This is a genomic window from Priestia sp. ABM2_011, from assembly GCF_056158845.1.
This window is the reverse complement of the sequence record NZ_JBSWUB010000001.1, coordinates 3,575,444-3,601,747: the sequence shown is the minus strand read 5'-3', so window position 1 is coordinate 3,601,747 and position 26,304 is coordinate 3,575,444. Positions and strand designations below refer to the sequence as shown.

Genomic DNA, 26,304 nt, shown 5'->3' with positions numbered 1-26,304 from the left:
GAGATTAATCTGTAGATTCACTAGAAAATAAATGTTTTTAATTTTTTAAAATAAGCTAGGCTCAGTTCAACCCAAATCCAACTATAAAGAAACGTAAATACAAAAATTAAACCAGTAGTACAAAGAGAAACATTATTGGAGATCACGGGACCTAGTACTGGGAATTTGAAACCGTACAATAAGGTAATAATCCCAACAGTTAATGAGGTGGCACCACTTATAATAATGTACAATCTCTTTTTTTAAAAGTAAAAAGCAGCTCCTATGCCTATTCCCAGTATTCCTGTTGTAAAAGGAAAAATAATAAGTTCACTTGGCTGGATAATCAGAAGAAGCAGATTTGTTAGTGTATAGGTAAGAAACCCTAGAGGAAGCGAAAGTATAAAACAAAAAAGAATGGGTGCGGTAGATAATGGACTAATGAAAATTCCTATAAAAAGTAATAAATATTAATTTGAAATATATACTAAATGAAGAAAAGGCACAGGAAAGTATAGAATAAAAACAGCATGTATATCCACATTATGAAAAAACGTATCCTTAATGCGCGATGAACATTGTTTAATTAAAAGGAGGAGTTTTATATGAGTGATAATCAATCAAATGATTTAGAACAGGTATCAGAGGAATTAGCTGATCTTGAGAAAGAGTTTGCAACAAAGCCTTCTGATCCTTATCCCCATAAGTATTATACTGGAGACACTTCTATAGTTTCTAATGCTGTGCCAGGAAACGATAAAGAATAAAAATTTCTCCTTATCTATTAATAGATAAGGAGAAATTTAGAGCATATAAGCTTAAGCACTGTATTTTTCCAGAACCAAAATACATCTCATAAAAAGACAGTTATATTTCATCTATTATTTTGAATTAAAAGTAATCGCTTTTATTTTTTGCTTTCCCGAAATCATTTGGTAGGTTATAATAAATATCTACAAAAATATTAAATGATATGTAAGTAACAAGCAATTACACCCTTAATATTTAACTAAACAGAAAAACTCCCTTAAGGCATTAGGGGAGTTTTTCTGTTTTTATGTATACTATATAAGGGTAATTTCACCATAATAATAGGACGAACTCATTTTTCAATTCTAACTAATGTTTTTTCTGGCATGTCAATGTCGTCGATGTCAAAGTAATGGATGTTTAACGTTAATTTCCTCTCTGGTTCTTCAGCTTCTTCTCCTACCCAACAACTATACAATTCAAAAAAGTCTCCTGACTTAAGATAGCGGTCCATCAATTTGCATAGTGCAATTAGTTTCTCTTTTGATTCTTTGCGCCTGCTCTTATTCATATATTCCGTAATCTCAATTCCCCAGTCACTTGCAACTTCATAAACATAAAGGGTAGTAAATTGGTGTTTCTTTATGTTCAATCGATTTCTTTCATCTGAAAAGCAATTCCCAATAGTAACTAAATCATCTAATTCCTTATTAATAGGTAATTCTACAGGTAATTCTACGTTCGAACCTATATAAGTAGCTAAACTCATTTGTATTCACTCCGTTCCTCATCTAAATAACCCGTTAAGTTTTGTGGAACTAACCTAGGTTGTTAATATCCTAAGAAATACAACCTGTTATCAAAAAGGTGTTTCACTAAACTTTATTACAAATACTCGAGTTTTATTCAAGGTTTACTATTATTCTACTTAACATATGAATAGGCTGCGAAATGTTTATATACCTGTAAATGGGGGATTTACCATATAAGAATATTGATACCTAATTGGAGAGGAGAATGAAAAATGAACAATAATACTGAAACCGTTGAGAATAAAGTAGAGGATAAACTAAATGAAATGAGTCAAGAGAAGAAAGACAACATCCTTTCTAGTTTTAACGAATTTAAAAGTTACTTAGGAGATAAAGTCACAAAAGGTGAGAAACTAGGGTTAAATGATGATCAATTAGCTCTAGCAGCTAAAAAAATAGCTGACTATCTCGCAACCCATGAGGAGCCACAAAATGAAGAGCAATACTTGTTACATGAGTTATGGAAAGTTGGAAACGAGGAAGAACAACATCATCTTGCTCATATGCTTGTTAAATTAGTCAAAGAATAATCTAAATCGATTATAGATTGCGTTTTGCCATTATTTATTAGAGGTTCAAGTGAATTCAATCAACATAGCAAAGAGCCACTTGCGTAAAATAAGTGGCTCTTTTTTCTCTTTCATGCTGCACCTCTGTTTATTTTTTAATATGTCCCTCCGATGCATCAATTAAAAGATAAAGCTATATTTCCCCAACAATAATTTGACTACATGCTATAACTCACTTCATTGAAAACATCAGTACGAATCCAACGGATTCGTATTTTTCGGTGACATTCAAAATACGTACCAAGCAATAGAAAGAAGAGGTTTTGAACGTTTATAATTCGGTTAAACATGAAGTAACAAATTATTTTTATTTATTCTGTATATTTAAATTATTCGTTCGTAATGGTACAATAAAATGATGGAAAGAGGATATGATGCTTCTTTCTTAATAAAGGATGAAGAAATATGGATATTAAGGCTCAGCAAACAAAATTGGCGAATAACTTGGGCAAATTGTTACGAGATAACTTTGGAAAAGGCCCCGAGGCTGTTCATGTTACGATTTATGAACCTTATGTTGTTATTTATGTTAGTGGCTTTGTATCACCGATGGAACAAGTACTGTTAAACCAGAATGAAGAACTTCAGGTTATGACTACAAGAGAGCTTTTGGTAAAGACTCTTGAACCTCAAATCACTGGTCAAATTAAAGGGATTACAGACCTTGACATCCAGCACTTATATTATGATTGGAATTTAGATCATCACTCCGGAATTTTTGTGGGAGTTTGTCTGGACGATTTGAAAGACGATTTGACTGAGGGTGACCCTTACCCAGGAAAACAAGCAATTCATGATCGGATTATAAAGATGAGTGAAATTGCACAAAAAGGGCCTGAGAAAATCTCTTCGTATAAATTAAGTGATCGTACATTGGTCATCGTAAGAGAAGGAATACTGGTGGCTATTGAAAAGCAGCTAATTTCGTTGGGTTTTGATGACACCTTACGCATCTCTAAACGCCCTTTGGAAAAAGGAATCTTACGACAAAACGATGACTATGATGAGATATTAAATGCAGACATTCTTGATATTTTTGTGGATTGGGATTTTGAAAAGGACAATAGCATTATTACCCTTATCTTAAAACCAAAAAATTAATGAGGCAGTAATGAATTGGACACATTGTGCCAAACATAAGCCGAGGAAGAAAAGCTCATACCTTTTCTTTTTCGGCTTATTTTTGTTGTTTCAAAAGAGTAAGTCCTTTTGTAACGGAATAATCCCCTAAAATAGCATCTGAAAATAGGATGTGCCAACAGAAAGGATTTGGTCGGTATGGCTGATAATCATGAGATTGTATTGTTTATAAAAGAGCTTCGTCGATTGTTGCAGGATTACCAAAAGTATGACAATGAATTTTACAAAGAAGAAATTAGCAAGGATATAATACTGTTAAGTACCATTATCTATGGAAGTAAAATTGGAATTTCAAATAAAAGAAGAATTTTTAAACATAGAAAATACAAAGGTAAACAGAAACCAATCTATTAAAAATATACTAGTATGACTCGTTTACATTTTGTGAAAAGTGAATTCTTATTACCCAAAATGATCTTATGATGAAGAAGGAGTTTTCATAAAACATCACGAATAGTATACCTTATGAAACTAGAAACTAGGTGCACCATCTATGGATAAAACGAAACTGGAAAAAGAATTAAGTAGTTATATGGGAAGATTACTTCGTGAAAACTTTGGAAGAGGTCCTGGAGGTGTATTCACCGTCATTTCTCCTCCTTTTATAACCGTTTATTTTAAAGCCTTTTTATTACCTTTAGAAAAGGCTTTGTTAGACAAGGGACAAGTTATCTATGTTCAAAAAACACGTGATTTGTTGATGGAGACTTTAATTGAAGAGATAAAAGGATATATACAATTAAATATACATTTAGATATTGAAGAATTTTATTATGATTGGAATTTAGAGCTGCAGTCTGGCATGTTTATCATGATCCATTCTGATAAACATAACATAGTCAACCATTCCTATAAAAATCAGAAATTGCTGCATAAAGAAGTTGAGGAAGTGACTCAAAAAGCAGAAAAACTCCCTCAAGATGTTTCTTCTTATTTATTAGATCAGCGAACACTCCTTATAATTAGGGAAGGTATTATGGTAAATATAGAGAAAGAATTAGTCCAATTAGGGTTTGAAGAAAACCTTACATTGGCTAAAAGAAATCTCGAAAAAAGGCTACTCCATGAGCATAGTCAATCATTAGAAGTGATTTTAGATTCAAAGGTAACAGATATACTGGTCGCATGGGATTTTCATAAAGATAAAAGTACAATTCTTCTGATTTTAAACGCAACTTCATAACGGCACTAATAAGCTAGGCACTGAACTAGATGTAGGCCAAAAAGAAAGGTTATCTAACCTTTCTTTTTGGCCTATTGTTTTTTTACTACTATTAAAATAAAGAAAGTGGTGATAATTATGCTATTTCAATCGGATAAAGGAAAGGAACCTTTAACTGTTGAGATACACACGGAAGTGGATATAGTAGAAGCCCGTCAGAAAGGACGAATGTTCTCTAATTGCTTAGGCTTCAGCGCACTCGATCAGGCCCGAATTATTACGGCTATTTCAGAATTGTCCAGAAATATATATAAATATGCCACTACGGGGAAAATTATAATGGAAATAATAGAGAATCAACTTGAAATAGGACTCAAAATAATAGCTATAGATAAAGGACCAGGCATTAAAAATATTCAACAAGCGCTAGAAAGTGGCTATACAACGTCAGGGGGATTAGGCGTTGGTTTATCAGGGGTAAAAAAATTAATGGACGAATTCACCATATCATCTCAAGAAGATCATGGCGTTAACATCGAGGTTATAAAATGGAAAAAAAAAATAAATAAAAGAAACACAAGGTAAAAGGTTAAGAAAGAACTGACTTCCTCTTTACAAAAAACTCCTTTATTAAATAGGAGATAGCTTCTAAAAATATCATCCCCTGATGATCCTGCTCTAGGGTACGGTTAAGATATTTCACATGCTTGAGTTGGTGCCCTCAGCATGTGCTTCTCCTCTATTAACTCTTAGCCGTAGGACAAAAATTTTTCTCTGCAGTAATCACAAGAGGCTTAAAAACATGAGAAAAAGGTGTGGGAAATTATGAGCAATTCCATTTAATCGTTAAATGGAAGGAGCAAGCTCTCATGATAGAGAGCTTGCTCTTTTTATTTCTTAATATAATCCTATCTGACAAAAAACAGCCTGTTTCAAGTACACCAAAAACATACATTTATGATACATAGATTTTGAGATCATCTCTGGAACATTTCTACCCGTATTAGGGACGCAATAGAGTGAGAGTGTGTAAAGAGGTTATCCCTTACTTAACTCAGTTATATAAACAAACAATACTCATATACATTTATTGAATGGCTTTTTTAAACTTGGTGCGGAATAAAACGTAAATAGATAAAGAGTACATAGGAGGAGAAAACATGTTTGTTCATATAGTTCAGCCTGGTGATACGTTATCTTCAATAAGCAGAAGATATGGTTATTCCGTTGCACAGCTTAGGAGCGTGAATGGGTTAGAAGAAGCAAATATTGTTCCAGGTCAAGCCTTGCTCATAGCCCTATATGTATACACAGTTCAACCTGGTGATACGATGAAAGGTATTGCTAAAAAAGCGTACGTGTCCTTGGAGCAATTGAAAAGGGCCAATCCTTCAGTCTCGTATAACTACTTGCAAGTCGGAATGAAAATAAACATTCCTAACATATCAGACTATATTGCAGGGACACTAGAATATTATGCCGTTCGAAACCCAGAAGCAGATCGCGAGTTAATCAGTGATTTTGCAACGTATTCCTCTTCCATTTCTATCTTTGAATATCATTTTGGCAGCAATGGAGATATTATAAATAATTTAAACGATTTAGTAGCGATTGAAACGACTTGGAAAAACCGAGTTACACCGTTAGTTACGATTACTAATCTAACTTCTGAAGGATTTAGTTCTGATCTTGCCCATCAAGTTTTAAATAATCCTCAGGCCAGAAACAATCTTGTTAATAATATTTTTTATTTAGTATCTAGAAAAGGATACGGCGGGGTGAATATTGATTTCGAACGTGTAAAGGCCGAGGATAGAGATCTTTTTACAGGATTTTTACGTCAGCTGGGTGAACGTTTAAAACCTGCAGGGTACGTGCTGACCATAGCGGTTCCAGCCAAGACGAGCGAAGATATCCCTTGGTTAAAAGGATATGATTACGGGGGAATAGGGGCCGTTGTTAACTATATGTTCATTATGGCATATGACTGGCATCATGCAGGCAGCGATCCGGGGCCTGTTGCACCTATTACTGAAGTAAAAAGAACAGTAGAATTTGCGATAAAAAGTGTTCCGCGAAGAAAACTCATCATTGGCGTTCCTTTGTATGGATACAATTGGTCAATTCCTTACAAGCCCGGCACGGTAGCACCCGCTATATCCAATCAAAATGCGATTAAAACAGCGATGAGATATCAGTCTCCCATTCAATATTCAAAGGAGTACAAATCTCCATTTTTTCGGTATAAAGATCAAGCGGGGCAGATGCATGAAGTATGGTTTGAAGATGTAAGAAGCATGAGTGAAAAAATGGTGTTAGTTCGTCAATTCGGCTTGCAAGCAATAGGTGCTTGGCAATTAACGCTTGGGTTTACGCCAGGACCTTGGCTTTTAAAGAAATTCTTTACTATTAGAACAGTATAAATAGCAGCAGTCATTATGGATTAATCTAGAAAATTTTATGTATAGTAAATTATAAGAGGGTGGGGGGTTCTTCTATGGCAAAAAGGATAGATGTCTCAATAAAGCAGCATCAATTAAAACTATATGATGGAGCTAAATTAGTAAAGACATATCCTATTGCTGTAGGGAAAATGATCACTCCAACTCCAATTGGAAAATTTAAAATCATTAATAAAGATACGACCCCTCCAGCTGTATTTGGTCCCTTATGGATGGGACTGTCAAAGCCTACATATGGAATACACGGAACTAATGATCCAGCTTCTATTGGCAGAGATATGTCACATGGATGTGTCCGACTGGATAATGAAGATATTCTAGAACTTTCCTCTGCAGTTCCTATTGGAACGCCGGTTTATATACATAAATAATAGTTTAAGAAGAGCACGACTGTTTACATTTAGTTAATTGTCGAGATCGAGGGTATCAAAGTTTAAGGATATGCTATACAATCATGTTTTTTTATGTAATACAAAAAAGCACCCCGATTAACAGAGGTACTTTTAGCATTTTAACTTATTTTGATGCTGGAGACGTAGTAACTTCTGGAGACGTTACTTTGTCATAAAAATCTACGAATTTGTCACGATCCTCGCTATCACGGTAAGCCATAGCAACACGTGGATGTTCATTCAGCACACCAGAAATCATGTAAGGAATGATATAGCCCCATTCCCACTTTTGACGCATTTCAAGCATATGCTTTTCAATTACGCCAAGAATCGGCTTCATCTCATAGCTTGGTTTTGGTATGTAGCTAACAAGCAGCTCTGTGTTACAGTTACCAGCTGCACGGCCCATACCATAAACAGATGAATCAAGGAATGTAACGCCATTGCGCATCGCAGTTAATGTATTAGCAAAAGCTAGTTGCATGTTGTTATGGGTATGGATCCCAAGCTGTTTGCTAGGAATCATGGCTTGGAACTTTTTCACTTGATGCTCGATATCGGCAGGGTCTAGGCTTCCAAAGGAGTCAACAATATATACAACATCTACTGGGCTTTTCTTTACCATTTCAAATGCTTCAATAAGCTGATTTTCCGGTACGCTAGATAGTGCCATGATGTTAAGTGAAGTTTCATAGCCTAAATCGTGAAACATTTTTATAAGCTCTAAGCCTTTATCTACTTCGCGAATATAGCATGCCACTCGAATCATATCTAACATACTTTGTTCACGCGGCAAGATGTCATTTGGATCTACACGCCCAATATCTACTAAGGCAGATAGCTTCGTGAACTTTTTCTCAGGAATAATTTCTTTGAGAAAGTTATCGTCAAGAAATCTCCATGGGTTGGGCTCAGTTGCTTGAAGAAGCTTAGGTGAATTTTTATAACCGATCTCCATGTATTCAACGCCGGCTGCGCTTAGGCCGTTATATAAGTCTTGCACAAATTCAACGCTAAAATCCCAATTATTAATTAAACCTCCGTCACGAATGGTACAGTCTATAATTTTGCTATTATGTCCCATGGTAGTTGTTTCCTCCTATGTATTCTATTTATATAAATACTGTTTTAAACTTTATCGCTTTTATGCTTTTAAGTGCTAAACTCTCCTATTGTGTTTATACCATGACTGATTCAGAGGCGTCAATGTATTTTCTAAATGTTTCTCTGCTTTACTGTATTTCATGGTAGGAGATGCTTCGGATTTTTATCCGCTTGATGCTCTTAAAACAACACCAAGTTCAGCACTACAACCCCTAGTATATACAAACACACCCTTTATTACATCACTACTTACTGCAATAAAGGGTGTTTTTTAATTGAAACCGTTTATTAAGGAGAGGAACTGCCATTAGTATCTAATATAGGTTTAGATTTCTCTATAATTAATCCATAAATTTGGAAAGATATTTAAAACCTGAGAAATAAAAGACTTTTTTCACATTAACAGTTGTATACGAAGTATTAGCTGTTACTTAATCATTTTAATTTACTGGTCTTTACATCGTCCAAAACGTAAGAAATGATAAGAGTATAGAGATAATAAACATCGCAATCAACGGCTTTAATGCTTTTGTTCGAAGAGCCTTCATACTTACATTTAACCCTAAGCCGACCATAGCCATTGTTAAAAGAAACGTGGTTAGAGTTGAAATATCATTCATGATCGTTTTAGGTATGATAAGGTGCTTGCCTACGACATAACTTCCAAAAATACTCATGATGATAAAACCTATTAAAAACCAAGGAAATTCAATCTTCGTATCCTTTTCCATTTTTCCTGTTCGCTTCATCCAGTACATTAAGATAAAGCTTAATGGCACAAGTAAAAGCACTCTGCCTAACTTAGCCAACAGGCCAATAGCTAGGGCGTCGCGTCCAGCCGGTGCTGCAGCTAGAGCTACATGGGCAATTTCATGGAGACCAACGCCTGACCAAATTCCATATTGGATATTCGTTAAATGTATATAAGGTCTTAAAATGGTATATCCAATGGCAAATAGAGTTCCCACTAAAGCGATAACACCAGCTCCAATAGCTGTATCTTCTTCTTTTGCTTTTACAATCGGAGAAACAGCTGCAATAGCTGCCGCACCGCATATTCCTGTTCCTATTCCTAAAAGAAGAGATAAACCACGATCAGCCTTCATCCATTTGGCTAGAAGAATTGTTAAAACAATCGCAAATACAGCGGTTCCCACATCGCGAAGTAGCAGTCCTAGCCCTTGATGAATAACAACATCAATATTAAGCTTTAGTCCATATAAAACAATCGCATAACGTAACAGCTTTTTACAAGAGAACTCAATTCCAAACCTTATTTTTTCGGGGTATCCCCAAATTTGACGATAGATTACTGCCATTATAATTGAACAGGCTAGTGGACCAATATGATTGAATCCCGGGACTTTCGCTAATCCATAAGCAAGTAAAGCAAAAAGAAAAGTAAAAGCAATTCCTCCGGCCCATAAAGAAACATTAGATGACGTCTGGGCATTTGTTCGTGAGAATAGAGTCCGCTTTTGGGCTTTATTTATATTTATCATACATTTCATCTCCAATATGAGTTCTTATCAAGCGCGGCTTCACATAAGAAGTGTATGATTTAACTATAAAAGACACTTTATCATTAGTAAAATATAGATAAATCATTATTAAAATTAAAAATATTAATAAATGAAACAAAAAAAGAGCAAGTTGATCTTCAGAGTTACTGAAAATCAATTTGCTCCTTTTGTATGTTTTTATCCTTTAATTCTTTAAAAAATCATTCATACAAAAATATATGTGCTTATGAGAGAGATACAGTCTTACTAGTTGCTAAGCCTTTTTTACGTCTATACCATAGCAGGATCAAACTGCCTAGCACGCAAAGGAAAGAAACGAGCTGAGCTATTCTGATATGAGAAGTTAGCATTAAGCTATCTGTACGCAATCCCTCTATAAAAAATCGTCCTATCGAATACCATAGTAGGTAAGTAAGAAAGACTTCGCCTCTTTTTAACAAAGATTTTCTTAGTACGATCAAGACAAGAACACCTATTATGTTCCAAAGGGATTCATAAAGGAATGTAGGATGATAATAAGTTCCATTGATATACATTTGATTAATAATAAAATCAGGTAAATGTAAAGTTTCTAAAAACTGACGTGTAACAGGTCCGCCATGTGCTTCTTGATTCATAAAGTTTCCCCACCGGCCAATAGCTTGGCCTAATAATAAGCTAGGAGCTAAAACATCAGCCATTTTCCAAAAAGAAAGATTCTTTTTTCTGCAAAACCATATAGCTGTTAATACAGATCCAATAATTCCACCGTGAATAGCTATGCCTCCATGCCAAATTGCTATAATTTCGCCTGGGTGGTCTTTATAGTAACTCCATTCAAAAAGTACGTAGTAAATTCGAGCAGTAACGATAGCAATGGGTAGTGCTAGCAGAAGTAAATCAGAGATGGTTTCTGAAGAGATACCTCGTTTCTTTCCTTCTTTCGAGGCTAACAAAAAGCCTAAAAAAGCTCCTATCCCTATAATAATTCCATACCAATGGACCTCAAGTGGACCAAGGTGGAAGGCGATAGGGTTTAAAGGTTGTGTGTGTTGGTTCATGTTTTTTCTCCTTTACTTCGTATCGGTTTTCTTACATTTTTTTAGAGTGATATTAAATTAGAGTGCCTTTTTAGTATATCTAATTAGATATAGAAAGGACAACTTTTGCTTACGAAAGGCCACTATTTCTTTGCCTGCTTTAGTGTAACAGAATAGTCAAAATTAAAATAAACAGTACATTGACTTAATTACCAAAATATACTATTATTTTAGACAATATATTGTCTAAAATGGAGGGTTAATATGGATATTTATAAAGATCTTTTTTTAATGCAGCAAACTTACGCTACCTTATTTTCTCTGGCAAATAAAGTCCAGGTGAAAGGAGATCAGTCTCTTGAGCTCTTAACATCAAGACAGCATATGGCGATGGTGGCAATTGCTCATTTACCTGAAGATGAAACAACGTTAAATAATATTGCTAGAAAATTAGGAACCACAAAACAAAGCGTCAAGCAGTTAATTACCATTATGGAAAAGAAGGGGTATGTTGACGTGGTTCCTAGCAGTAAAGATAAACGTGCAGTTAACGTGAAAATCACAAAAGAGGGAAAAGAGGCGCTGCTTGTTGTTTCAGAAAAAGGAATTTTCTTTTTGGAAGACCTTTTTAAAAAGTTTTCAACCGAAGAGTTGGAAATAATGTGGAAGCTTTTAAAGAAACTTTATAGCTTTGACGGGGAAGAACATGATGGATTTGAAGAAGAAGGCAACATCAAAATGGATGAAGATCACAATGAATTACAGTTGAGAGTGATAAGGGAGCTTGAAAGTCGAAGAGTTCAAGCAATTGATAATATAAAAAAGAACTTATAAAAATAAATTTGATAGGCTACTTTACTTTGAAGCATATCGATCCTTTTAATGATTTTCGAAATAAAGGATAAGGGAGAGCACTCATTATGTTTGAAATCAGTGATGAAACAGTACGATTAATTAACAAGACCTGTAGAGGAAAAAAGAATTTGAAATTAACCGTTGGCTATTTAACGGACAACCAATATGTTATCAAAATTTATAATGAAAGCGGTGAAATTGACTCATCCAAAAAATATCATTATGAAATTGGTTCTATTACTAAGATTTTTACTATATCGCTGCTATCAAAATACATATCTGAAAACAAGTTGACACTAAACGATTCTATACGAAAGTACATAAAAGAACTTAAGGAAGACACGTATTATCCTACATTGCTCCGCCTCGCTACTCACTCTTCTGGATATTCAGGAAGCTTACCTTTAAATAAACGAGAATATTTTAAAATAATTTTTAATTTGATTTTTGGCGGAAGTGATTTGAATAAAAATAATCCGTTACATATGGATTTTAACAAAATGAAGATGCTGATCGAAAAAAGTAAATTAAAAGAAGTAGATTATTCATGGAAGTATTCCAATTTCGGTATATCCCTTATTGGATACGTGTTGGGAATGATATCGGGCAAGGGGTATTGGGATACTATGAATGACTTTCTTCTTAATGAGCTTGGACTAAAGGATACTTGTTTAGGCGCTTCAAACGATAATCTACATGGCTATGACCGCAAAAATAATGATTGTGGCAACTGGCAGTGGGACAAGGGGAATTTTATATCACCTGCGGGCGCAGTATCCTCAACCGCTGATGATTTACTTGAATACGCAAAAATAAATATGGATGAAGATAAACCATATCTGTCTTTTTGTCATAAAAAATACGCCAATGGAACAAAGAAGTTTGATATGGGTCTTGGATGGTTGCTTTTAAAGAAAAACAATAATGTGATATTGCACGGCGGTGGAACAGGATGCTTCAGCTCATTTTTAGGGATTGATAAAGAAAAGAAAGTTGCTTCCGTCGTTTTAGCTAATTATAGACTAAGTAGAAATAAGGATGAACATATAGGAATGTCTTTATTAGAAAGCCTCCAAAATTCAAAAGATATATAAAGATGGAAGACAATTTGAAAGACTGTCGCCGAATATGACCGACCTTCAAGAAGCATAGAATATGCTTCTTTTTTTGAGGAAACCGTGCTATTATCATTAAGGTTTGTAAGGAACAGAAGATTTTTGTCTTTCCGTACATTTTTTTGGTATAGTGTTAGAAATAAGGAGTGGGTAAGTTGGTTTTCACTGAATTTTTCCAGCAGTTTCCCGTAAAGGTTTTAACGGTAGGGCTGCTGATTGTACTTATCGTTTATTTTATTCGCAAATTCATTAAGCTTTTCTTTGATAAAACGAGCTTTTTAGATGAAAAACGAGAAGAGACGCTCATGCACTTTTCTAATCAGGTCACAAGAGTATTGGGGCTGGCTTTTTTCTTTATTTATGTGCTTAGCCATTTCTTTGACTTCGGAAAGATTCTCACTAGTTCGGTAGTGTTGGCCAGTGCCCTGGCAATAATCCTCCAGCATATCATCCGTGATTATATAATGGGACTGACTTACTTGTTTGAACGCCAAATCCACCACGGAGATTATGTTATTCTTAACGGAAACCGTCAAGGAAAAATAGAAGAAATTACGATGCGCTACTTAAAGATTCGTCAATATGACGGCTACCTCTATACTGTCTCATATAGCAATATCACGGAACTTCAGAACGGAACCCGAGGAAGACGCCGGGTAAATGAAAGTCTTATTCTCAACTATAGGCAAAACCCGGACGATGCCTTCAAAGTAATGGAGCAAGTAGCACAAATATGTAGCAACAAATATGGTCAATATTTGTTGAAAGATGTGAATGGAGTTCCTATAGAGAGCTTTCAATTCAATCAAATTACTGAACTGAACGTAGGTTTTAAAGGTCACCAATATTCATTATCAGGCCTTGTGAAAGAAGCTGATTTTGTAGAAGCGAGCCAAAAGGTGCGATATGAACTCGCAATGGCTGCCTACAAAAATGACCTTATGATGGCTGAAAGCTTCGAGACAAGCCATTAAAAATAAAACTCGTACCTTGTTTATATACAAGCTTTTATATTTAAGATACAAACACCCTTTTGATTTTTCAAAAGGGTGTTTTTTATTTTTAAAAATATCTATTAAGTACTTCTCCAGTACAGATTAATTATCTGAAAAAGAACAAATTAATTAGTACATCTAAACTATTCTTCTAGTGACATGGTAAAATTAAACATGGAACGTAAAAAGGTAAAGGGGGATTAACTATGGCGCAAAAATCTAATTATACAAAAATCAACTCCGAAATGTGGGATGAATGGGCTTCAGCTGGAGGAGAATGGTCATTAGCTATTAATCATCAAGATTTTGCAGATGCAACTCAAGGTAATTTTGATATCTACTTAACACCTTGTAAGCCTGTTCCGCATAACTGGTTTATTCCATTTAAAAAAGCAAAAATATTGGGACTTGCTAGCGGAGGAGGACAGCAGTGCCCAGTCTTTGCAGCCCAACATGCGGAAGTTACGGTTTTTGACTACTCTGATAAGCAATTAGAATTAGAAAAAATGGTGTCCACTAGAGAAGGCTATTCTATTGACTTAGTTAAAGGGGATATGAGTAAGACATTTCCATTTGAAGATGAGACGTTCGATATGATTTTTAACCCTGTATCAAACTGCTATGTTCAAGATGTTGAACACGTTTGGCAAGAATGTTTTAGAGTTCTAAAAAAAGGTGGCGTTCTGCTATCTGGCTTTGCAAATCCTGCTCTTTATTTATTTGGAGAAGATGAGGAAGCGTTACAAGTGGTTAATAAATTACCTTATGATGGAACGAAAAACACCGTAGAAAATGATGAAGAACTTATAAAAAATGGCGGTGTACAGTTTAGCCATTCATTAGAAACTCAAATTGGCGGACAGCTAAAAGCTGGATTCACCTTACAAGACCTTTATGAAGATCATCATCACAAGGGGAAAATCACTGAATATATGCCTTGTTATATTGCGACTAAATCTATTAAATAATAGTTGATTATCATGTTGAATAAGCTACCTCAACTTTTTCCAATTAGGCGATACCGTAGATTATGATGGTATTACGTATGGAGTCTGGATATTTGAAGAAGGAACATTTATTAATGAAGGTGACGGAGGTTATGATAACTGGGCCTTCAGAGGCTGGTTTGAACGCACAGGAGATGATGAAAAAACAGTCAATTTTCATAGACCTTAATTAAAAATAGAGATGAAGATAATACAAGATTCCCATTAGGGAAGATCGTATGAAGAGCCTTTACCGTTATGGTAAAGGCTCTTCTCAATATTTGAAAGCCTGAGACCGGATGTTTATAAGCATGCAGAATAGAAATTTGTATATCATCTACAGCTTAAAAAGAGAAAAACTCCTGTTGCGTCTGAACAGGAGTTTTTCTCTTTGCATTAACAGAAGCCTGATCTCATTCTTTCTTCTCTTTTAGTGAGCAGGAAACTTATACTAATTCAACCTTAGTTTTTACTTTTGGTTTGTAAATATTCTTTTTGAAACATACACATTCTTATAGCGTTATGATAGCTTCCATCGACAAAAAATTCATCTTTTAACTCACCTTCAATAGAAAAACCGACCTTCTTATAGATATGAATTGCTTTTTCGTTTTCCTTGTCTACAATTAAGTAAAGTTTATGCATATTCAATACCGAAAAGGCATAATTCATTGCTAGATTTGTGGCAACCATGGCGTAACCATGACCTTGATATGTAGGGTCAATGATAATTTGAAACTCTGCTCTACGATGAATATAATCAATTTCGACCAATTCCACTAATCCAAGCATATCCCCGTCCTTTTCTAGTATGAACCGACGCTCACCTTGATCGTGAATATGTTTATCATATAAGTCCTGTAGCTCTACAAAAGCTTCATAAGGCTCTTCAAACCAATAAGACATAATATTTGCATCATTATTGAGTTCATGGACAAATTTTAAATCTTCTCTTTCCAAAGGACGTAACTTAAGTTCCTTATTCATTTCTCAAACCTCCATATTCTAGCATTACTTTAGCACTTTCCGTTTTAAATGTAAAAGTTGCTGTAGTTTTAAAAAATAACAAGACATAGTGCGATGTTTTACATACTTATTAAAAGAGCCATAGTATAATTTAAACATCTTGTAAGTGAAACTCATTAACTTTAAGGAGTATCTTATAAAAAAAGTAGTTGGTATTTTTCTTATTTTACTGTGTTGTATAAACCAAAGGGTTGAGGCAGCTAATCAGCCTTCAGTAGAACCTATACATCATGAGATCTACGTTTCTCCTACAGGGGACGACAAAAACTTAGGTACTAAAAGCAAACCTTTTAGAACATTAAGGAAGGCAAGTGAAGCAGCTCAACCCGGAACTACGGTTTACATCAGAGGTGGTATTTATTACGAATAATTAATTATTAGCCGTTCAGGTACTAAACAAGAGCCTATTATTTTCATGAACTATAAAAGTGAAAAGCCCCTTATTAGTGGAGAAAAAATAAAGCAGTCTACACTAATAGACTGCTTCTTGATTAATTATTTACCTGTTTCGGCAAAACGCTGAATACGCTCACCAATTTCATCACGGACACGCTGAAAGAACGCCCATTTCTCTTCATCTGTTCCTTCTGCTTTTGCAGGATCATCAAATCCCCAGTGTTCACGCTTCACATGAGGAGGTGTTACGGGGCAATGATCAGCTGCATGGCCACATAATGTAACCACTAAATCCGCATTATTTAAAATTTCAGGATCAATAATATCAGATGTTTGGTTTGAAATATCAACACCAGCTTCTTTCATTGCTTTTACAGCGTTAGGATTTAATCCATGAGCTTCTAATCCTGCACTGCGTACATCCCATTCATCGTTATTTAGATATTTTTTTGCCCATCCTTCAGCCATTTGGCTACGGCAAGAGTTACCTGTACATAAGAAATAAAGTGTTTTTTTAGACATGTGTAAAATCTCCTTTATGATGTGTTATGAAATAAATAATAACCAAATATATAAACCAACAAGCGTAATAAACAATGTTGGGATGGTTAAGATAATACCTGTTTTAAAGTAAGTTCCCCAAGAAATCTTAACTCCTTTTGTGGAGAGAACATGAAGCCATAAGAGCGTCGCTAGAGAGCCAATAGGTGTAATCTTTGGTCCTAGATCCGAACCAATGACATTTGCATAAATCAGAGCTTCTTTAATCGTACCTGTTGCAGAAGTTGCATCAATGGCCAAAGCATCAATCATCACGGTTGGCATGTTGTTCATAATCGATGAGAGAATGGCTGCAATAAATCCCATACCAATGGTTGCTGCAAATAATCCTTGATCAGCGGTTGTTTGAATAAGGCTTGCTAGTACTTCAGTTAGCCCCACATTGCGTAATCCATACACAACAACATACATACCAATCGAAAAGAAAACAATTGCCCATGGAGCTCCTGCTAACACTTTTTTCGTGTGAACAGCTGGGCTTTTTCTTGCTATTCCTAAGAATAAAATGGCGATAATTCCTGCAATAATAGAAACGGGAATATCGAAAAACTCACCAATAAAGTAACCCAGAACTAAAATGAATAAAACAATTCCTGATAAACGAAACATTTTCTCATCTTTGATGGCCTCAACCGGTTTCTGTAAATCATCTAGATTGTATTTCTTAGGGATGCTTTTGCGAAAATACAAATACAAGACAGCAATACTTGCCAAAAGTGAAAATAAATCTGGCACAATCATGCGTGAGGCAAATTCAGAAAAGCGAATCCCAAAGAAGTCCGCTGATACAATATTGACCAAGTTACTTACCACAAGAGGTAATGATGTTGTATCCGCAATGAATCCACTGGCGATAATAAAAGGAAAGACCATTTTATCTTCAAATTTAAGTGCTCGCACCATAGCAAGTACGATAGGTGTTAGAATTAAGGCTGCCCCATCATTAGCGAATAATGCGGCTACTACAGCTCCTAGGAGGGATACATATACAAACATGCGAACGCCATTACCTCCTGCAGCTCGTGCCATATGTAACGCTGCCCACTCAAAAAATCCAATTTCATCTAAAATTAAAGAAATAATAATAACTGCAATAAACGTTAACGTTGCGTTCCATACAATTTGAGTTACATCCAGCACGTCATGGAAATCAACCACACCTGCTAAAAGAGCTATTACTGCGCCTCCACACGCTGACCAACCAATAGACAAGTTCTTTGGCTGCCAAATGACAAAAATCAATGTCACTAAGAAGATGAGGGAGGCTACTATAACTGATACCACTTTACAAACCTCCTACTATTAGCAACAACTAATACGTAATCCTTGCTTTTCTAGTTCTTTTAATCGTCCATCTTCGCTTGGTAAAGATTCAAGTATATTAAGGACAAACTGATAATAGCCGTTTTCTTTATTTAATGAATAGAAAATCCAATGCCCTTGTCGTCTTTCACTTACAAGTTCGATATCTCTTAATTTACGCAAGTGTTGGCTAATAGCCGGTTGACTTGCTTTATAAATTTCAACTAGCTCACAAACACAGCACTCGTTATTTTGGAGCAGTTTCATCATAGATAATCTTGTCTTATCGCCAAGCAGCTTCAGTATCTGTGCGGCTTTCTCCATTTCTATTTGTACTTTTACATCCAATCCAACTCACCTCCTTATTTCCGAATATAATTATATAAGTATTTTATTATACATTCAACAAAAATATACACTACTATTAAACAAAAAAATTTGATTAATGTCTTGATTTATCTAAATTTTCCAGATATGATGAATACATCAAAAAAAATTGATTTATAAAAGTGAGGGGAAAAGCAGTGAGAGTCAACAACTCTGGAAACTTATCGGTTACGTACTTTCGAGCCTATTTTCATTTAGTTATGAACACTCAAGGGATGAACTATAAGGAAGCACAAAGTCTAATCTTTCAGCGTTTTTTTCATCAAGATCCTACGTTAAGAGGGGAAACTACATACAGTAACTTTAAAAAAGCTGCCGAGAGCTTCGAACTTTAAATCAAAAAAAATTGATGAAGGAGAATGACAATGGAAACAGTCAAGGAAGGAAAGCACCCATTTAAACAGTACGAACAAAAATTTAAAGCTCTTGCTGATCAAAAGAGATTAGAAATTATGTATGAGCTCTGCCAGCGAGGACAGACATGCGTATGTGATCTAACTAAATTCTTTGAGATGTCTCAATCTAAACTTTCCTACCACTTAAAGATTTTATTAGAAGCAAACCTCATCACAAAAGAAACAAAAGGGACATGGAGTTATTACGATTTAAATGATAAAGAGGTGAACCACCTCTTATCAGAAGAACTATGCTGCTTGTTTAGAAAAGATACAAGTAAAAGCGGCCCATGCTCTTAATTTACTACATTCCAAATAATATTATTTAGCATGCGAAGGAGGAAGTGTAAATGAAATATGTTCATGTAGGAATTAATGTAACGAATCTAGAGGCGTCCATTAAGTTTTATCAAAAGGTATTTGGCGTTCAACCTGTGAAAACGAAAATAGATTATGCTAAATTCTTGTTAGATGAACCCGGATTAAATTTCACCTTGAACGTACGTGACGATGTAAAAGGTAATCAAGTGAATCATTTCGGCTTCCAAGTAGAAACTCCTGAGGAGATTCATTCTCATAAATCACGACTAGAAAAAGAGGGGTTCTTTGCTCGGGAAGAAATAGATACGACCTGCTGCTACGCTGTACAAGATAAGTTTTGGGTAACAGATCCTGACGGGAACGAGTGGGAGTTTTTTTATACGAAATCTGATAGTGAGGTTCATAAGACTGAGGATAGCGTTGAGGTGAATGAAAAGTCACCTGCAAGCAACTCATGTTGCTGATGCTTAATTGACTAAAAAGACAGGAAGAAGTAGACTCTTTCTGTCTTTTTTGTTTAGCATAAAATCGATTATGTTTAGTGGAGTTTTCTTACTAAGACAGCTAACTGTAAACAAGAAAATCTCGTGATGCACGTCCTTTAACTCGACTAAGCAGTTATTTTGTTTCTGTATGAGAAATATTCCAAGGGTCAACAAATATCATTCTTTCTTCTTTAATTGAATCTCTCTTACCTTTTGACGAAGATGATCTGGCCACCACGCTCCACAATCATCGGATACAATGCAAGCAGCGCATGTTTTGAAATCATAAACCATCATCTCCTTGATTGGGGGAGAGTAGAGATGAAGAGTAACTAGACCCGCGCCTTCAGCACTCTTCATCTTGTGCACACCTTTCTTGGGAGCAAAAAAAAGCTTACCTTTTCCCTGATGCTGAGAAAACAGCTCTTCTGGCATTTGGTTTTCTTTAACTTCGTAAACCGTATTTATAGTTGTACCATTTACTACTTGAATCCATCCATGCGAATGACCGTGATCGTGAGGAGCACACTCTATTGCTGACCAATTCATAACAAGTAATTCCACTTCGTCATTTTGATAGAGAAGCTTTCTATAGTATGGCTTGTCTTTTGCTGACTGCAATAGTGGTTTTAAATCATTAAAGTTTATATCTAAAGCCAAAAGTGCTTCTCTCAGTTCCAATTTGGTAGGGGAGTCCAAGTTATCTAAAATATGCTTTACCTGTTCAATTAAGCTCATACACGCATTACCTCCTTATGAGCAGCACAAATTTTTGGGTTTTCTGCATAGCTACAATTTTTTGTTTCTCCACTGCAAATACCTTAAAAAAGTTAGTAGTCTTCCATTAGCTACAATTACTCCCACTATAATTATGACTCCTCCTAATATACTGACGGGAATAATCTTTTCCCGTAACAGTAAAACAGCTGTTATCAATGTCGCTACTGGTTCTAAATAAAGGAACACAGATACATGGGACGCCTCTAAAACCTCTAATGCCTTTGCCCAGTACCAATAGGCAACACCTGAAACGAATACACCGAGAAATAATAAATGAGCCCACTCCACGCTCGTTAAAAAAGGCATGATCTCCCATCCTTTATTTCTTACGAGAAAAGGAGTTGTTAGAGTAAACCCTATTAAACACATATAAAACGTAACAACAAGAGAGGGAAGTTGGATATCCAGCTTTTTTAATAGGACAGAATAGATTGCCCAGTTTAATGTACTTAAAATCATTAACAGGTAACCGATATTAACCGGAAGCTGAAGTGAATGCTGATTGCTAGAAGTGGTCACCAGTAGAACGCCAATAATAGCTACAATAATCCCTGATGCTTTTAATAACGTCATCTTTTCATGAAAAAAAAATACGGAGAGAATGACCGTAAATACAGGAGAAAACGAAATAATCCACCCTGCTGCAGAAGCATTTATTGTGAGCAGTGCTGTTGCCTGAATAACTTGATGAATGAATACTCCAAGGATACCTAACACAATCAAATGAGGAATATACTTGAGCGGAATGTTTAATGGATATCTCTTTAGCACTAATAATACCAATAAAAAAAGTGCCCCAATTCCAAAACGAAGAACAAGGAGTGTGTATGGATCTAGTTTATCTAAAACAGCTTTGGTAGAGACAAAGGAAATTCCCCAAAAACTAATAGACATTATTGCATAGAACGAGGCAGCAAATTTAACCTTTGACGCAATCATAGGATCAATTTTCCTTTCAACAATAAAGGTATCTTTTATTAACTAACATATGCCTTTTCGAAAGGAAAATGAAAAAAATCATGCCATTCTAAAAAAAATAGTAGAAACTTTAGTATTTGTATCGTTATCACTATTTCTTAATCTTCATTAAAATAGCTATAGATGTTTATGTATAGAAAACTAAATTTGGGAGTTTATAGCCATGTATAGGCTAAATTCTAAAGAGTCTGTTACCAAAAATAAAAATGCCAACTCTCCTTAATTATTGAGACTCTTTTATTCCTTCTTCCTGCTTGCTTATATAAGCATTGCCCCATTTCTCTAAAGATTTAAGTATTGGGATAAAACTTTCTCCAAGCTCTGTTAAATAATATAAAACTCTTTTAGGGTTATCGTTTGTTTCTTCTCTTTCTATTAATCCGTCTTTTTCCATATCGCGAAGCTGGAGTGTAAGGATGCGCTGAGTAATACCCGGTATTTCACGGCGCATTGCATTATAATACATAGGTGACTTTGATAACAAAGACAAAATAATGCCTTTCCATTTACCGCCCATAATGTGCATCGCTAATTCAATTGGACAGGCTTGCTTTACAGTTAACGTACAAGGGCCGTATTGATCGCTTTTAAACTCTGACATTTCCTCACCTCAATGGGGAGTAACAAATTTGTGCCTTCTTGTTACTCCTATTTTTTCTGATTACACTTATAATATCAAATAAATCAGAAGAAGGTGTATGAATTGGAATTTGTTCAAATCTCTGAACATGTTTATAGACTCACTTATGAAACCGTCGTTGGTATCCGAGTTAAGATCAATACATGGTACATAGTGGATGGTGAGGATGTTTATCTCATCGATACCGGAATGGAAGACTATGCATATGCGCAGTTGAATGCAGCAAAATCTTTAGGTATTCCCAAGAGTATCTTGCTGACACATGGCCATTTGGATCACATTAATGGTGCCAAGTATTTAAAAGATCATTTAAATATTCCTATTTACGCACACGAAATTGAAACGCCTTTTATCAATGGCGAAAAACCGTATCCAAATAAGGCAGAAAAAGAAACAACAGGCGTAGAACATCAAGTTGAAAGTTTAAGTGACAATATCATTAAAACGTTACCCGTAGACGTATATCTAACACCCGGTCATACCCCGGGACATGTCATATACCATCATAAAGATGACAATGTGCTGCTAACTGGAGACTTATTCTTTTCTAATACCGAATCCTTACATCCACCGATTCGAAAGTTCACAGTTGATATGAACGAAAACATTAATAGTGGACGAATTATAGATGAAATTAAACCGTCTATAATTTCATCTTCACATGGTGAAGATGTCAAATATAATAATGATTTATATTCTGTCTATAAATTTATCTATGAATAAGAGGGAAAAACATGAAAGTACAATTATTTCAAATGGAGATTATAGAAGGAGAAGTTAAGCAAAACGAAAACCGTATTGTATCCTTATTTGCAGAAAAGCTGGATATAGATACGGAAATTGTTGTAATACCTGAAATGTGGAATACGGGTTATGATTTAGAAAATGTAGCAGAAAAAGCTGATATTGACTTACAGAGAGCTTTTCCTTTTATCCAAAGTTTAGCAACTAAACATCGAGTGAATATCATTGCAGGTTCAGTTTCGAATAAAAGGAATGGAAATATTTATAATACAGCCTTTGCGGTATCAAAAACAGGGGAGCTACTCTATCAAAAAGATAAGATACATCTCGTGCCGATGTTAGATGAACATTATTATTTAACAGGTGGAGATGAAGTACCGGAAGTATTCAAAATTAACGGTATCAAAACTAGTCAAATTATATGTTACGATTTACGTTTTCCAGAAATCACACGCTATCCAGCGTCTCAAGGTGCAAAAATTGTATTCTACGTTGCACAATGGACTACTAAAAATATAGACCATTGGAAAACACTATTGAGAGCAAGAGCTATAGAAAATGGTGTATACGTCATTGCATGTAACAGCGTGGGGAATGTGAATCATAAAAATCATGCCGGCAACACATACGCTGGACATTCAATGGTCATCGATCCAAATGGAAACATTATAAAAGAGGGGAGAGACAAAGAAGAAATCATAACAGCAGAAATTCATATACAGAAAGTTACAGAACAACAAAAAAACATCCCAATATTTGAAGGCCTGAGACCCAATGTTTATAAGCATGCGGAATAGAGATTTATATATTATTTATAGCGTAAAGGCCAGCACATGACTGTGTCTCATTGCTTTTCCATACTGAAAAGCACCCTTTTTCAGAATACTAGTATCAGTATGGAAAAGTTATATGTTTCTTACGTCAGGAATGAAAACTTTACATCTTTTCTTGATAATATTTCCGATAGACGTTAGGAGTTATATTTTCATATTTTTTAAATGTCTTGATGTAATATCCAGGGTCATTAAAACCTAATTCATCACTAATCTGTGCAATAGACAAATCCGTTTTTTCTAATAATTGTTTGGACCACTCTATTTTTTTGAGCGAAATAAAAACAGAAAAATTCATACCCGTTTCTTTGGTAAATACACGGCTGAAATAACCTGTGCTAATGTGACATAAATCAGCCATCTTTTGTTGAGAAATTTTTTCTCTTTTATGTTTATAAATGTAGTCAAAGGCTGGCTGTAATACTTTGTTTTTACATACTAAGTGATCGTTAATAGACGTTTTTACGTAAGCATTAGTAACTGTGTTGGCTAGTTCCTTTTTTATATTTTGAATATTATCTAGAGAATAACCGTAAGAAATATCTTCAGTAGAAAGGTCCTCTTTTACTGGAGCCATCTTTTCATATACTTCTAAAATCAAGTTTTTATTCATAGCTTCCTCTACAATGTAGTTACAAAGCCTATATAACATTTGAGCAGCGTCGTTAATTTCTGTATAGGATAGAGTAGGAATAGAATCATATAGACGCTGTATTTCCTCATTATTATTTAACTTCTGTTCAAATCCCTTCGATGGAACAGTAAGCATTTGTTCCAAGGGAGGATGTTTGTCACCATCCTCAATTTTCACTTCTCCCGCCATGATGGCGCCTACATATTTATCATCAATTATAATGGGAATGGCAATATCCACAATGTTCCAGTGGCATAAATAGATATACGGAGCATTGGTTCTAACTGCCTCTAGTCCCCCTCGCGCATCGCACTTTTCACAAAGTTTTGCCGTATTAGGATTTTTACGCATAGTCTCACAAAATGGACGTACACCACTGTGTTGAGAAATGGGCACTCCTTTATAGTTAACCGTGACAATCGCTAATTTTGTAACAAGCGCAAGCGAATCTTGAAGGTTTCGCCATTTCTTTAAATCTAGTATTTTATCTAAATTCATGTAAGTAGTTTTCAATGATGTTTTATCTCCCTTGCTTCTACTTCCCATATGATAGTTTGGATTACCTATTTGAGAATACCTTTATTTTATTCCTGAGTTCGTAAAATAAAAGAGTGTTCAGCGATAAAGGTAACCTCTTTTCAACGTGAACTTAGTAGTATTTTTACCTGAAATAATGTCATAATAATACCATATTAAATGAAGAGAGCAAAAAAATACGATAAAAAGTTGTAAAAACTCGTCATTTAAAACTAATGTAATCTTACACAAAAGATAGTAAAATTCCGATTGTAAGGGATTACAAAGTTAATTAGGAGGTTTTATTTATGAGAAAAGCATTTATTAGTCCTTCAAAATACATTCAAGGTGAAGATGAAATTTTAAATTTAGGTTATTTTGTGAAAACATTTGGTACCTCTGCACTTTTAATAGCACATCCTGAAGATATTAAACGTGTACAAGGCAAATTAGATGCAACAGCAGAAAAATATGGTATTACATTTTTTGAAGGCGGATTCAATGGCGAGTGCTCAAGACCAGAAATTTCTAGATTGCAGGAAATAGCAAAAGAAAACAACTGTGATTGTACAATTGGTTTAGGTGGTGGTAAGGCAATTGATACAGCAAAATGTGTAGCAGAGGGAGAGGGATTAATTATCGTCCCAACAATTGCTGCTACGGATGCACCTACAAGTCATTCCGCAGTTATCTACACACCAGAGGGTGCTTTTGATGATTACGCATACTTTAAGCAAAGCCCAAGTGTTGTATTAATTGATACAACAGTCATTGCTAATGCACCTACTAGATTCTTAGTATCTGGTATGGGGGATGCGTTATCCACTTATTTCGAAGCAAGAGCAACAGCACGTTCTTTCTCTAATGTAAATGCTGGATTACCTTGTGGAGTGCGTGAGGACGTATGTGCACCAGCAAAAGGTACAAATGCAGCGCTAGTTTTAGCAGAACATTGCTACAACACTCTATTAGAGGACGGGGTTAAAGCAAAAGCAGCAAGCGATCATAATGTTGTTACTCCCGCCTTAGAAAACATTATTGAAGCCAATATCTTATTATCAGGATTAGGATTCGAAAGTGGTGGATTAGCTGGAGCACATGCCATTCATGATGGGCTTACTCTTTTAGAAAGTGCGCACCACTACTTCCACGGTGAAAAAGTAGCTTTTGGTACATTAGCACAATTGGTATTGGAAAATGCGCCAACTGAGGAAATAGAAGAAGTGTTAGATTTCTGTTTAGCAGTAGGACTCCCAGTTTGTCTTGCTGATATTGGAGTAGAACAAATTACACAAGAAGAGTTAATGGAAGTAGCTAACAAAGCTTGTATTCCAGAGGAATCTATTTATTCTATGCCATTCCCTGTTACTCCAGAGTCAGTAGCTGCAGCTATCCTTGCAGCAGATCAAATTGGAAATGATTATAAGAAGAGGTTAATATAAG

At 35.2% G+C, this 26,304-nt stretch carries 30 protein-coding genes and 1 pseudogene; 19 read left to right on the top strand and 12 right to left on the bottom strand.

Annotation, left to right across the window (positions count from 1 at the left end; translation table 11 throughout):
* The first annotated feature begins 584 nt into the window (after positions 1-584).
* Entirely contained in the window at positions 585-746 is a 162-nt protein-coding gene (locus ACXAE4_RS19225) for a hypothetical protein (protein WP_165635770.1), read from the top strand.
* 335 nt (positions 747-1,081) lie between these two features.
* On the opposite strand, the gene ACXAE4_RS19220 is transcribed toward ACXAE4_RS19225, so the two are convergent.
* Positions 1,082-1,498, bottom strand: coding sequence for a hypothetical protein (locus ACXAE4_RS19220; protein ID WP_154989122.1), 417 nt, complete (start codon positions 1,496-1,498; stop codon positions 1,082-1,084).
* A gap of 255 nt (positions 1,499-1,753) precedes the next feature.
* Here ACXAE4_RS19220 and ACXAE4_RS19215 point away from each other — a divergent pair, with 255 nt between their 5' ends.
* The 7 genes from ACXAE4_RS19215 to ACXAE4_RS19185 all read left to right on the top strand — a co-directional run bounded on the left by ACXAE4_RS19215 (position 1,754) and on the right by ACXAE4_RS19185 (position 7,245).
* On the top strand, positions 1,754-2,071 hold the full coding sequence (locus ACXAE4_RS19215; protein ID WP_475236668.1) for a DUF3243 family protein: 318 nt from the start codon (positions 1,754-1,756) through the stop codon (positions 2,069-2,071).
* Positions 2,072-2,515: 444 nt separating this feature from the next.
* Entirely contained in the window at positions 2,516-3,211 is a 696-nt protein-coding gene (locus ACXAE4_RS19210; RefSeq protein WP_154989120.1) for a Na-translocating system protein MpsC family protein, read from the top strand.
* A 177-nt stretch (positions 3,212-3,388) separates the two neighbouring features.
* A complete protein-coding gene (locus ACXAE4_RS19205) occupies positions 3,389-3,604 on the top strand; it encodes a hypothetical protein (protein ID WP_033578616.1) in 216 nt (71 codons plus the stop codon).
* Between the two features lie 139 nt (positions 3,605-3,743).
* Positions 3,744-4,433 carry a Na-translocating system protein MpsC family protein gene (locus ACXAE4_RS19200; RefSeq protein WP_154989118.1) on the top strand — a complete coding sequence of 230 codons (690 nt, stop codon included), beginning with the start codon at positions 3,744-3,746 and terminating at the stop codon, positions 4,431-4,433.
* Between the two features lie 117 nt (positions 4,434-4,550).
* Positions 4,551-4,997 (top strand): ATP-binding protein, encoded by a 447-nt coding sequence (locus ACXAE4_RS19195; protein WP_289578854.1) that lies wholly within the window; start codon positions 4,551-4,553, stop codon positions 4,995-4,997.
* 575 nt (positions 4,998-5,572) lie between these two features.
* Positions 5,573-6,835 (top strand): glycoside hydrolase family 18 protein, encoded by a 1,263-nt coding sequence (locus tag ACXAE4_RS19190; protein ID WP_098999934.1) that lies wholly within the window; start codon positions 5,573-5,575, stop codon positions 6,833-6,835.
* Positions 6,836-6,909: 74 nt separating this feature from the next.
* On the top strand, positions 6,910-7,245 hold the full coding sequence (locus tag ACXAE4_RS19185; RefSeq protein ID WP_014460651.1) for a L,D-transpeptidase: 336 nt from the start codon (positions 6,910-6,912) through the stop codon (positions 7,243-7,245).
* 145 nt (positions 7,246-7,390) lie between these two features.
* Here ACXAE4_RS19185 and ACXAE4_RS19180 read toward each other — a convergent pair whose 3' ends face one another.
* The 3 genes from ACXAE4_RS19180 to lgt all read right to left on the bottom strand — a co-directional run bounded on the left by ACXAE4_RS19180 (position 7,391) and on the right by lgt (position 10,933).
* Entirely contained in the window at positions 7,391-8,350 is a 960-nt protein-coding gene (locus ACXAE4_RS19180; protein ID WP_033578621.1) for an aldolase catalytic domain-containing protein, read from the bottom strand.
* 475 nt (positions 8,351-8,825) lie between these two features.
* Positions 8,826-9,872 carry a YeiH family protein gene (locus tag ACXAE4_RS19175; RefSeq protein WP_099330836.1) on the bottom strand — a complete coding sequence of 349 codons (1,047 nt, stop codon included), beginning with the start codon at positions 9,870-9,872 and terminating at the stop codon, positions 8,826-8,828.
* A 245-nt stretch (positions 9,873-10,117) separates the two neighbouring features.
* On the bottom strand, positions 10,118-10,933 hold the full coding sequence (gene lgt, locus ACXAE4_RS19170) for a prolipoprotein diacylglyceryl transferase (RefSeq protein ID WP_098627278.1): 816 nt from the start codon (positions 10,931-10,933) through the stop codon (positions 10,118-10,120).
* A gap of 243 nt (positions 10,934-11,176) precedes the next feature.
* Here lgt and ACXAE4_RS19165 point away from each other — a divergent pair, with 243 nt between their 5' ends.
* The 5 genes and pseudogenes from ACXAE4_RS19165 to ACXAE4_RS19145 all read left to right on the top strand — a co-directional run.
* Entirely contained in the window at positions 11,177-11,746 is a 570-nt protein-coding gene (locus tag ACXAE4_RS19165; protein ID WP_028413823.1) for a MarR family winged helix-turn-helix transcriptional regulator, read from the top strand.
* 86 nt (positions 11,747-11,832) lie between these two features.
* Complete coding sequence (locus ACXAE4_RS19160) at positions 11,833-12,861, top strand: serine hydrolase domain-containing protein (RefSeq protein WP_154989116.1); 1,029 nt, start codon at positions 11,833-11,835, stop codon at positions 12,859-12,861.
* A gap of 176 nt (positions 12,862-13,037) precedes the next feature.
* Positions 13,038-13,856, top strand: a complete 819-nt coding sequence (locus ACXAE4_RS19155; RefSeq protein WP_475236662.1) for a mechanosensitive ion channel family protein — start codon at positions 13,038-13,040, stop codon at positions 13,854-13,856.
* A gap of 227 nt (positions 13,857-14,083) precedes the next feature.
* The gene (locus ACXAE4_RS19150) at positions 14,084-14,845 is read left to right on the top strand and encodes a class I SAM-dependent methyltransferase (protein WP_154989111.1); all 762 of its coding nucleotides are present in this window, start codon (positions 14,084-14,086) and stop codon (positions 14,843-14,845) included.
* Positions 14,846-14,870: 25 nt separating this feature from the next.
* Positions 14,871-15,053 (top strand): annotated as a pseudogene (locus ACXAE4_RS19145) (stress protein); the annotation flags it as partial.
* Positions 15,054-15,325: 272 nt separating this feature from the next.
* Here the strand turns inward: ACXAE4_RS19145 and speG are convergent.
* The gene (gene speG, locus ACXAE4_RS19140) at positions 15,326-15,850 is read right to left on the bottom strand and encodes a spermidine N1-acetyltransferase (RefSeq protein WP_028413819.1); all 525 of its coding nucleotides are present in this window, start codon (positions 15,848-15,850) and stop codon (positions 15,326-15,328) included.
* Positions 15,851-15,995: 145 nt separating this feature from the next.
* On the opposite strand from speG, the gene ACXAE4_RS19135 reads away from it, so the two are divergent.
* Positions 15,996-16,259: a DUF1565 domain-containing protein gene (locus ACXAE4_RS19135; RefSeq protein WP_261765752.1), complete on the top strand. Its 264-nt coding sequence runs from the start codon at positions 15,996-15,998 to the stop codon at positions 16,257-16,259.
* Positions 16,260-16,384: 125 nt separating this feature from the next.
* On the opposite strand, the gene arsC is transcribed toward ACXAE4_RS19135, so the two are convergent.
* From arsC to ACXAE4_RS19120, 3 genes are read right to left on the bottom strand one after another with little or no spacing between them, the layout of a single operon-like run.
* Positions 16,385-16,807 carry an arsenate reductase (thioredoxin) gene (gene arsC, locus ACXAE4_RS19130; protein WP_028413817.1) on the bottom strand — a complete coding sequence of 141 codons (423 nt, stop codon included), beginning with the start codon at positions 16,805-16,807 and terminating at the stop codon, positions 16,385-16,387.
* A 24-nt stretch (positions 16,808-16,831) separates the two neighbouring features.
* Positions 16,832-18,130, bottom strand: coding sequence for an arsenical efflux pump membrane protein ArsB (locus ACXAE4_RS19125; RefSeq protein ID WP_028413816.1), 1,299 nt, complete (start codon positions 18,128-18,130; stop codon positions 16,832-16,834).
* A gap of 18 nt (positions 18,131-18,148) precedes the next feature.
* A complete protein-coding gene (locus tag ACXAE4_RS19120; protein ID WP_116740971.1) occupies positions 18,149-18,496 on the bottom strand; it encodes an ArsR/SmtB family transcription factor in 348 nt (115 codons plus the stop codon).
* A gap of 404 nt (positions 18,497-18,900) precedes the next feature.
* Between ACXAE4_RS19120 and ACXAE4_RS19115 the strand changes: the two genes are divergently transcribed.
* Together ACXAE4_RS19115 and ACXAE4_RS19110 are read left to right on the top strand one after the other, a co-directional pair.
* Complete coding sequence (locus ACXAE4_RS19115; protein ID WP_154989107.1) at positions 18,901-19,230, top strand: ArsR/SmtB family transcription factor; 330 nt, start codon at positions 18,901-18,903, stop codon at positions 19,228-19,230.
* 50 nt (positions 19,231-19,280) lie between these two features.
* Positions 19,281-19,715 carry an ArsI/CadI family heavy metal resistance metalloenzyme gene (locus ACXAE4_RS19110; protein ID WP_154989105.1) on the top strand — a complete coding sequence of 145 codons (435 nt, stop codon included), beginning with the start codon at positions 19,281-19,283 and terminating at the stop codon, positions 19,713-19,715.
* Positions 19,716-19,913: 198 nt separating this feature from the next.
* Here the strand turns inward: ACXAE4_RS19110 and ACXAE4_RS19105 are convergent, their stop codons facing one another.
* The 3 genes from ACXAE4_RS19105 to ACXAE4_RS19095 all read right to left on the bottom strand — a co-directional run bounded on the left by ACXAE4_RS19105 (position 19,914) and on the right by ACXAE4_RS19095 (position 22,095).
* On the bottom strand, positions 19,914-20,474 hold the full coding sequence (locus ACXAE4_RS19105; RefSeq protein WP_048018678.1) for a cysteine dioxygenase: 561 nt from the start codon (positions 20,472-20,474) through the stop codon (positions 19,914-19,916).
* Between the two features lie 51 nt (positions 20,475-20,525).
* The gene (locus ACXAE4_RS19100) at positions 20,526-21,455 is read right to left on the bottom strand and encodes a DMT family transporter (RefSeq protein ID WP_475236657.1); all 930 of its coding nucleotides are present in this window, start codon (positions 21,453-21,455) and stop codon (positions 20,526-20,528) included.
* A gap of 262 nt (positions 21,456-21,717) precedes the next feature.
* The gene (locus tag ACXAE4_RS19095; protein ID WP_047751227.1) at positions 21,718-22,095 is read right to left on the bottom strand and encodes a winged helix-turn-helix transcriptional regulator; all 378 of its coding nucleotides are present in this window, start codon (positions 22,093-22,095) and stop codon (positions 21,718-21,720) included.
* Positions 22,096-22,197: 102 nt separating this feature from the next.
* On the opposite strand from ACXAE4_RS19095, the gene ACXAE4_RS19090 reads away from it, so the two are divergent.
* Together ACXAE4_RS19090 and ACXAE4_RS19085 are read left to right on the top strand one after the other, a co-directional pair.
* Positions 22,198-22,857 carry an MBL fold metallo-hydrolase gene (locus ACXAE4_RS19090; RefSeq protein WP_099330846.1) on the top strand — a complete coding sequence of 220 codons (660 nt, stop codon included), beginning with the start codon at positions 22,198-22,200 and terminating at the stop codon, positions 22,855-22,857.
* An 11-nt stretch (positions 22,858-22,868) separates the two neighbouring features.
* Positions 22,869-23,675, top strand: a complete 807-nt coding sequence (locus tag ACXAE4_RS19085) for a carbon-nitrogen family hydrolase (protein WP_289578856.1) — start codon at positions 22,869-22,871, stop codon at positions 23,673-23,675.
* Between the two features lie 139 nt (positions 23,676-23,814).
* Here ACXAE4_RS19085 and ACXAE4_RS19080 read toward each other — a convergent pair whose 3' ends face one another.
* Complete coding sequence (locus ACXAE4_RS19080; protein ID WP_154989099.1) at positions 23,815-24,858, bottom strand: PocR ligand-binding domain-containing protein; 1,044 nt, start codon at positions 24,856-24,858, stop codon at positions 23,815-23,817.
* Positions 24,859-25,169: 311 nt separating this feature from the next.
* On the opposite strand from ACXAE4_RS19080, the gene ACXAE4_RS19075 reads away from it, so the two are divergent.
* Complete coding sequence (locus tag ACXAE4_RS19075) at positions 25,170-26,303, top strand: glycerol dehydrogenase (protein ID WP_028413806.1); 1,134 nt, start codon at positions 25,170-25,172, stop codon at positions 26,301-26,303.
* The last annotated feature ends 1 nt before the right edge of the window (position 26,304 follow it).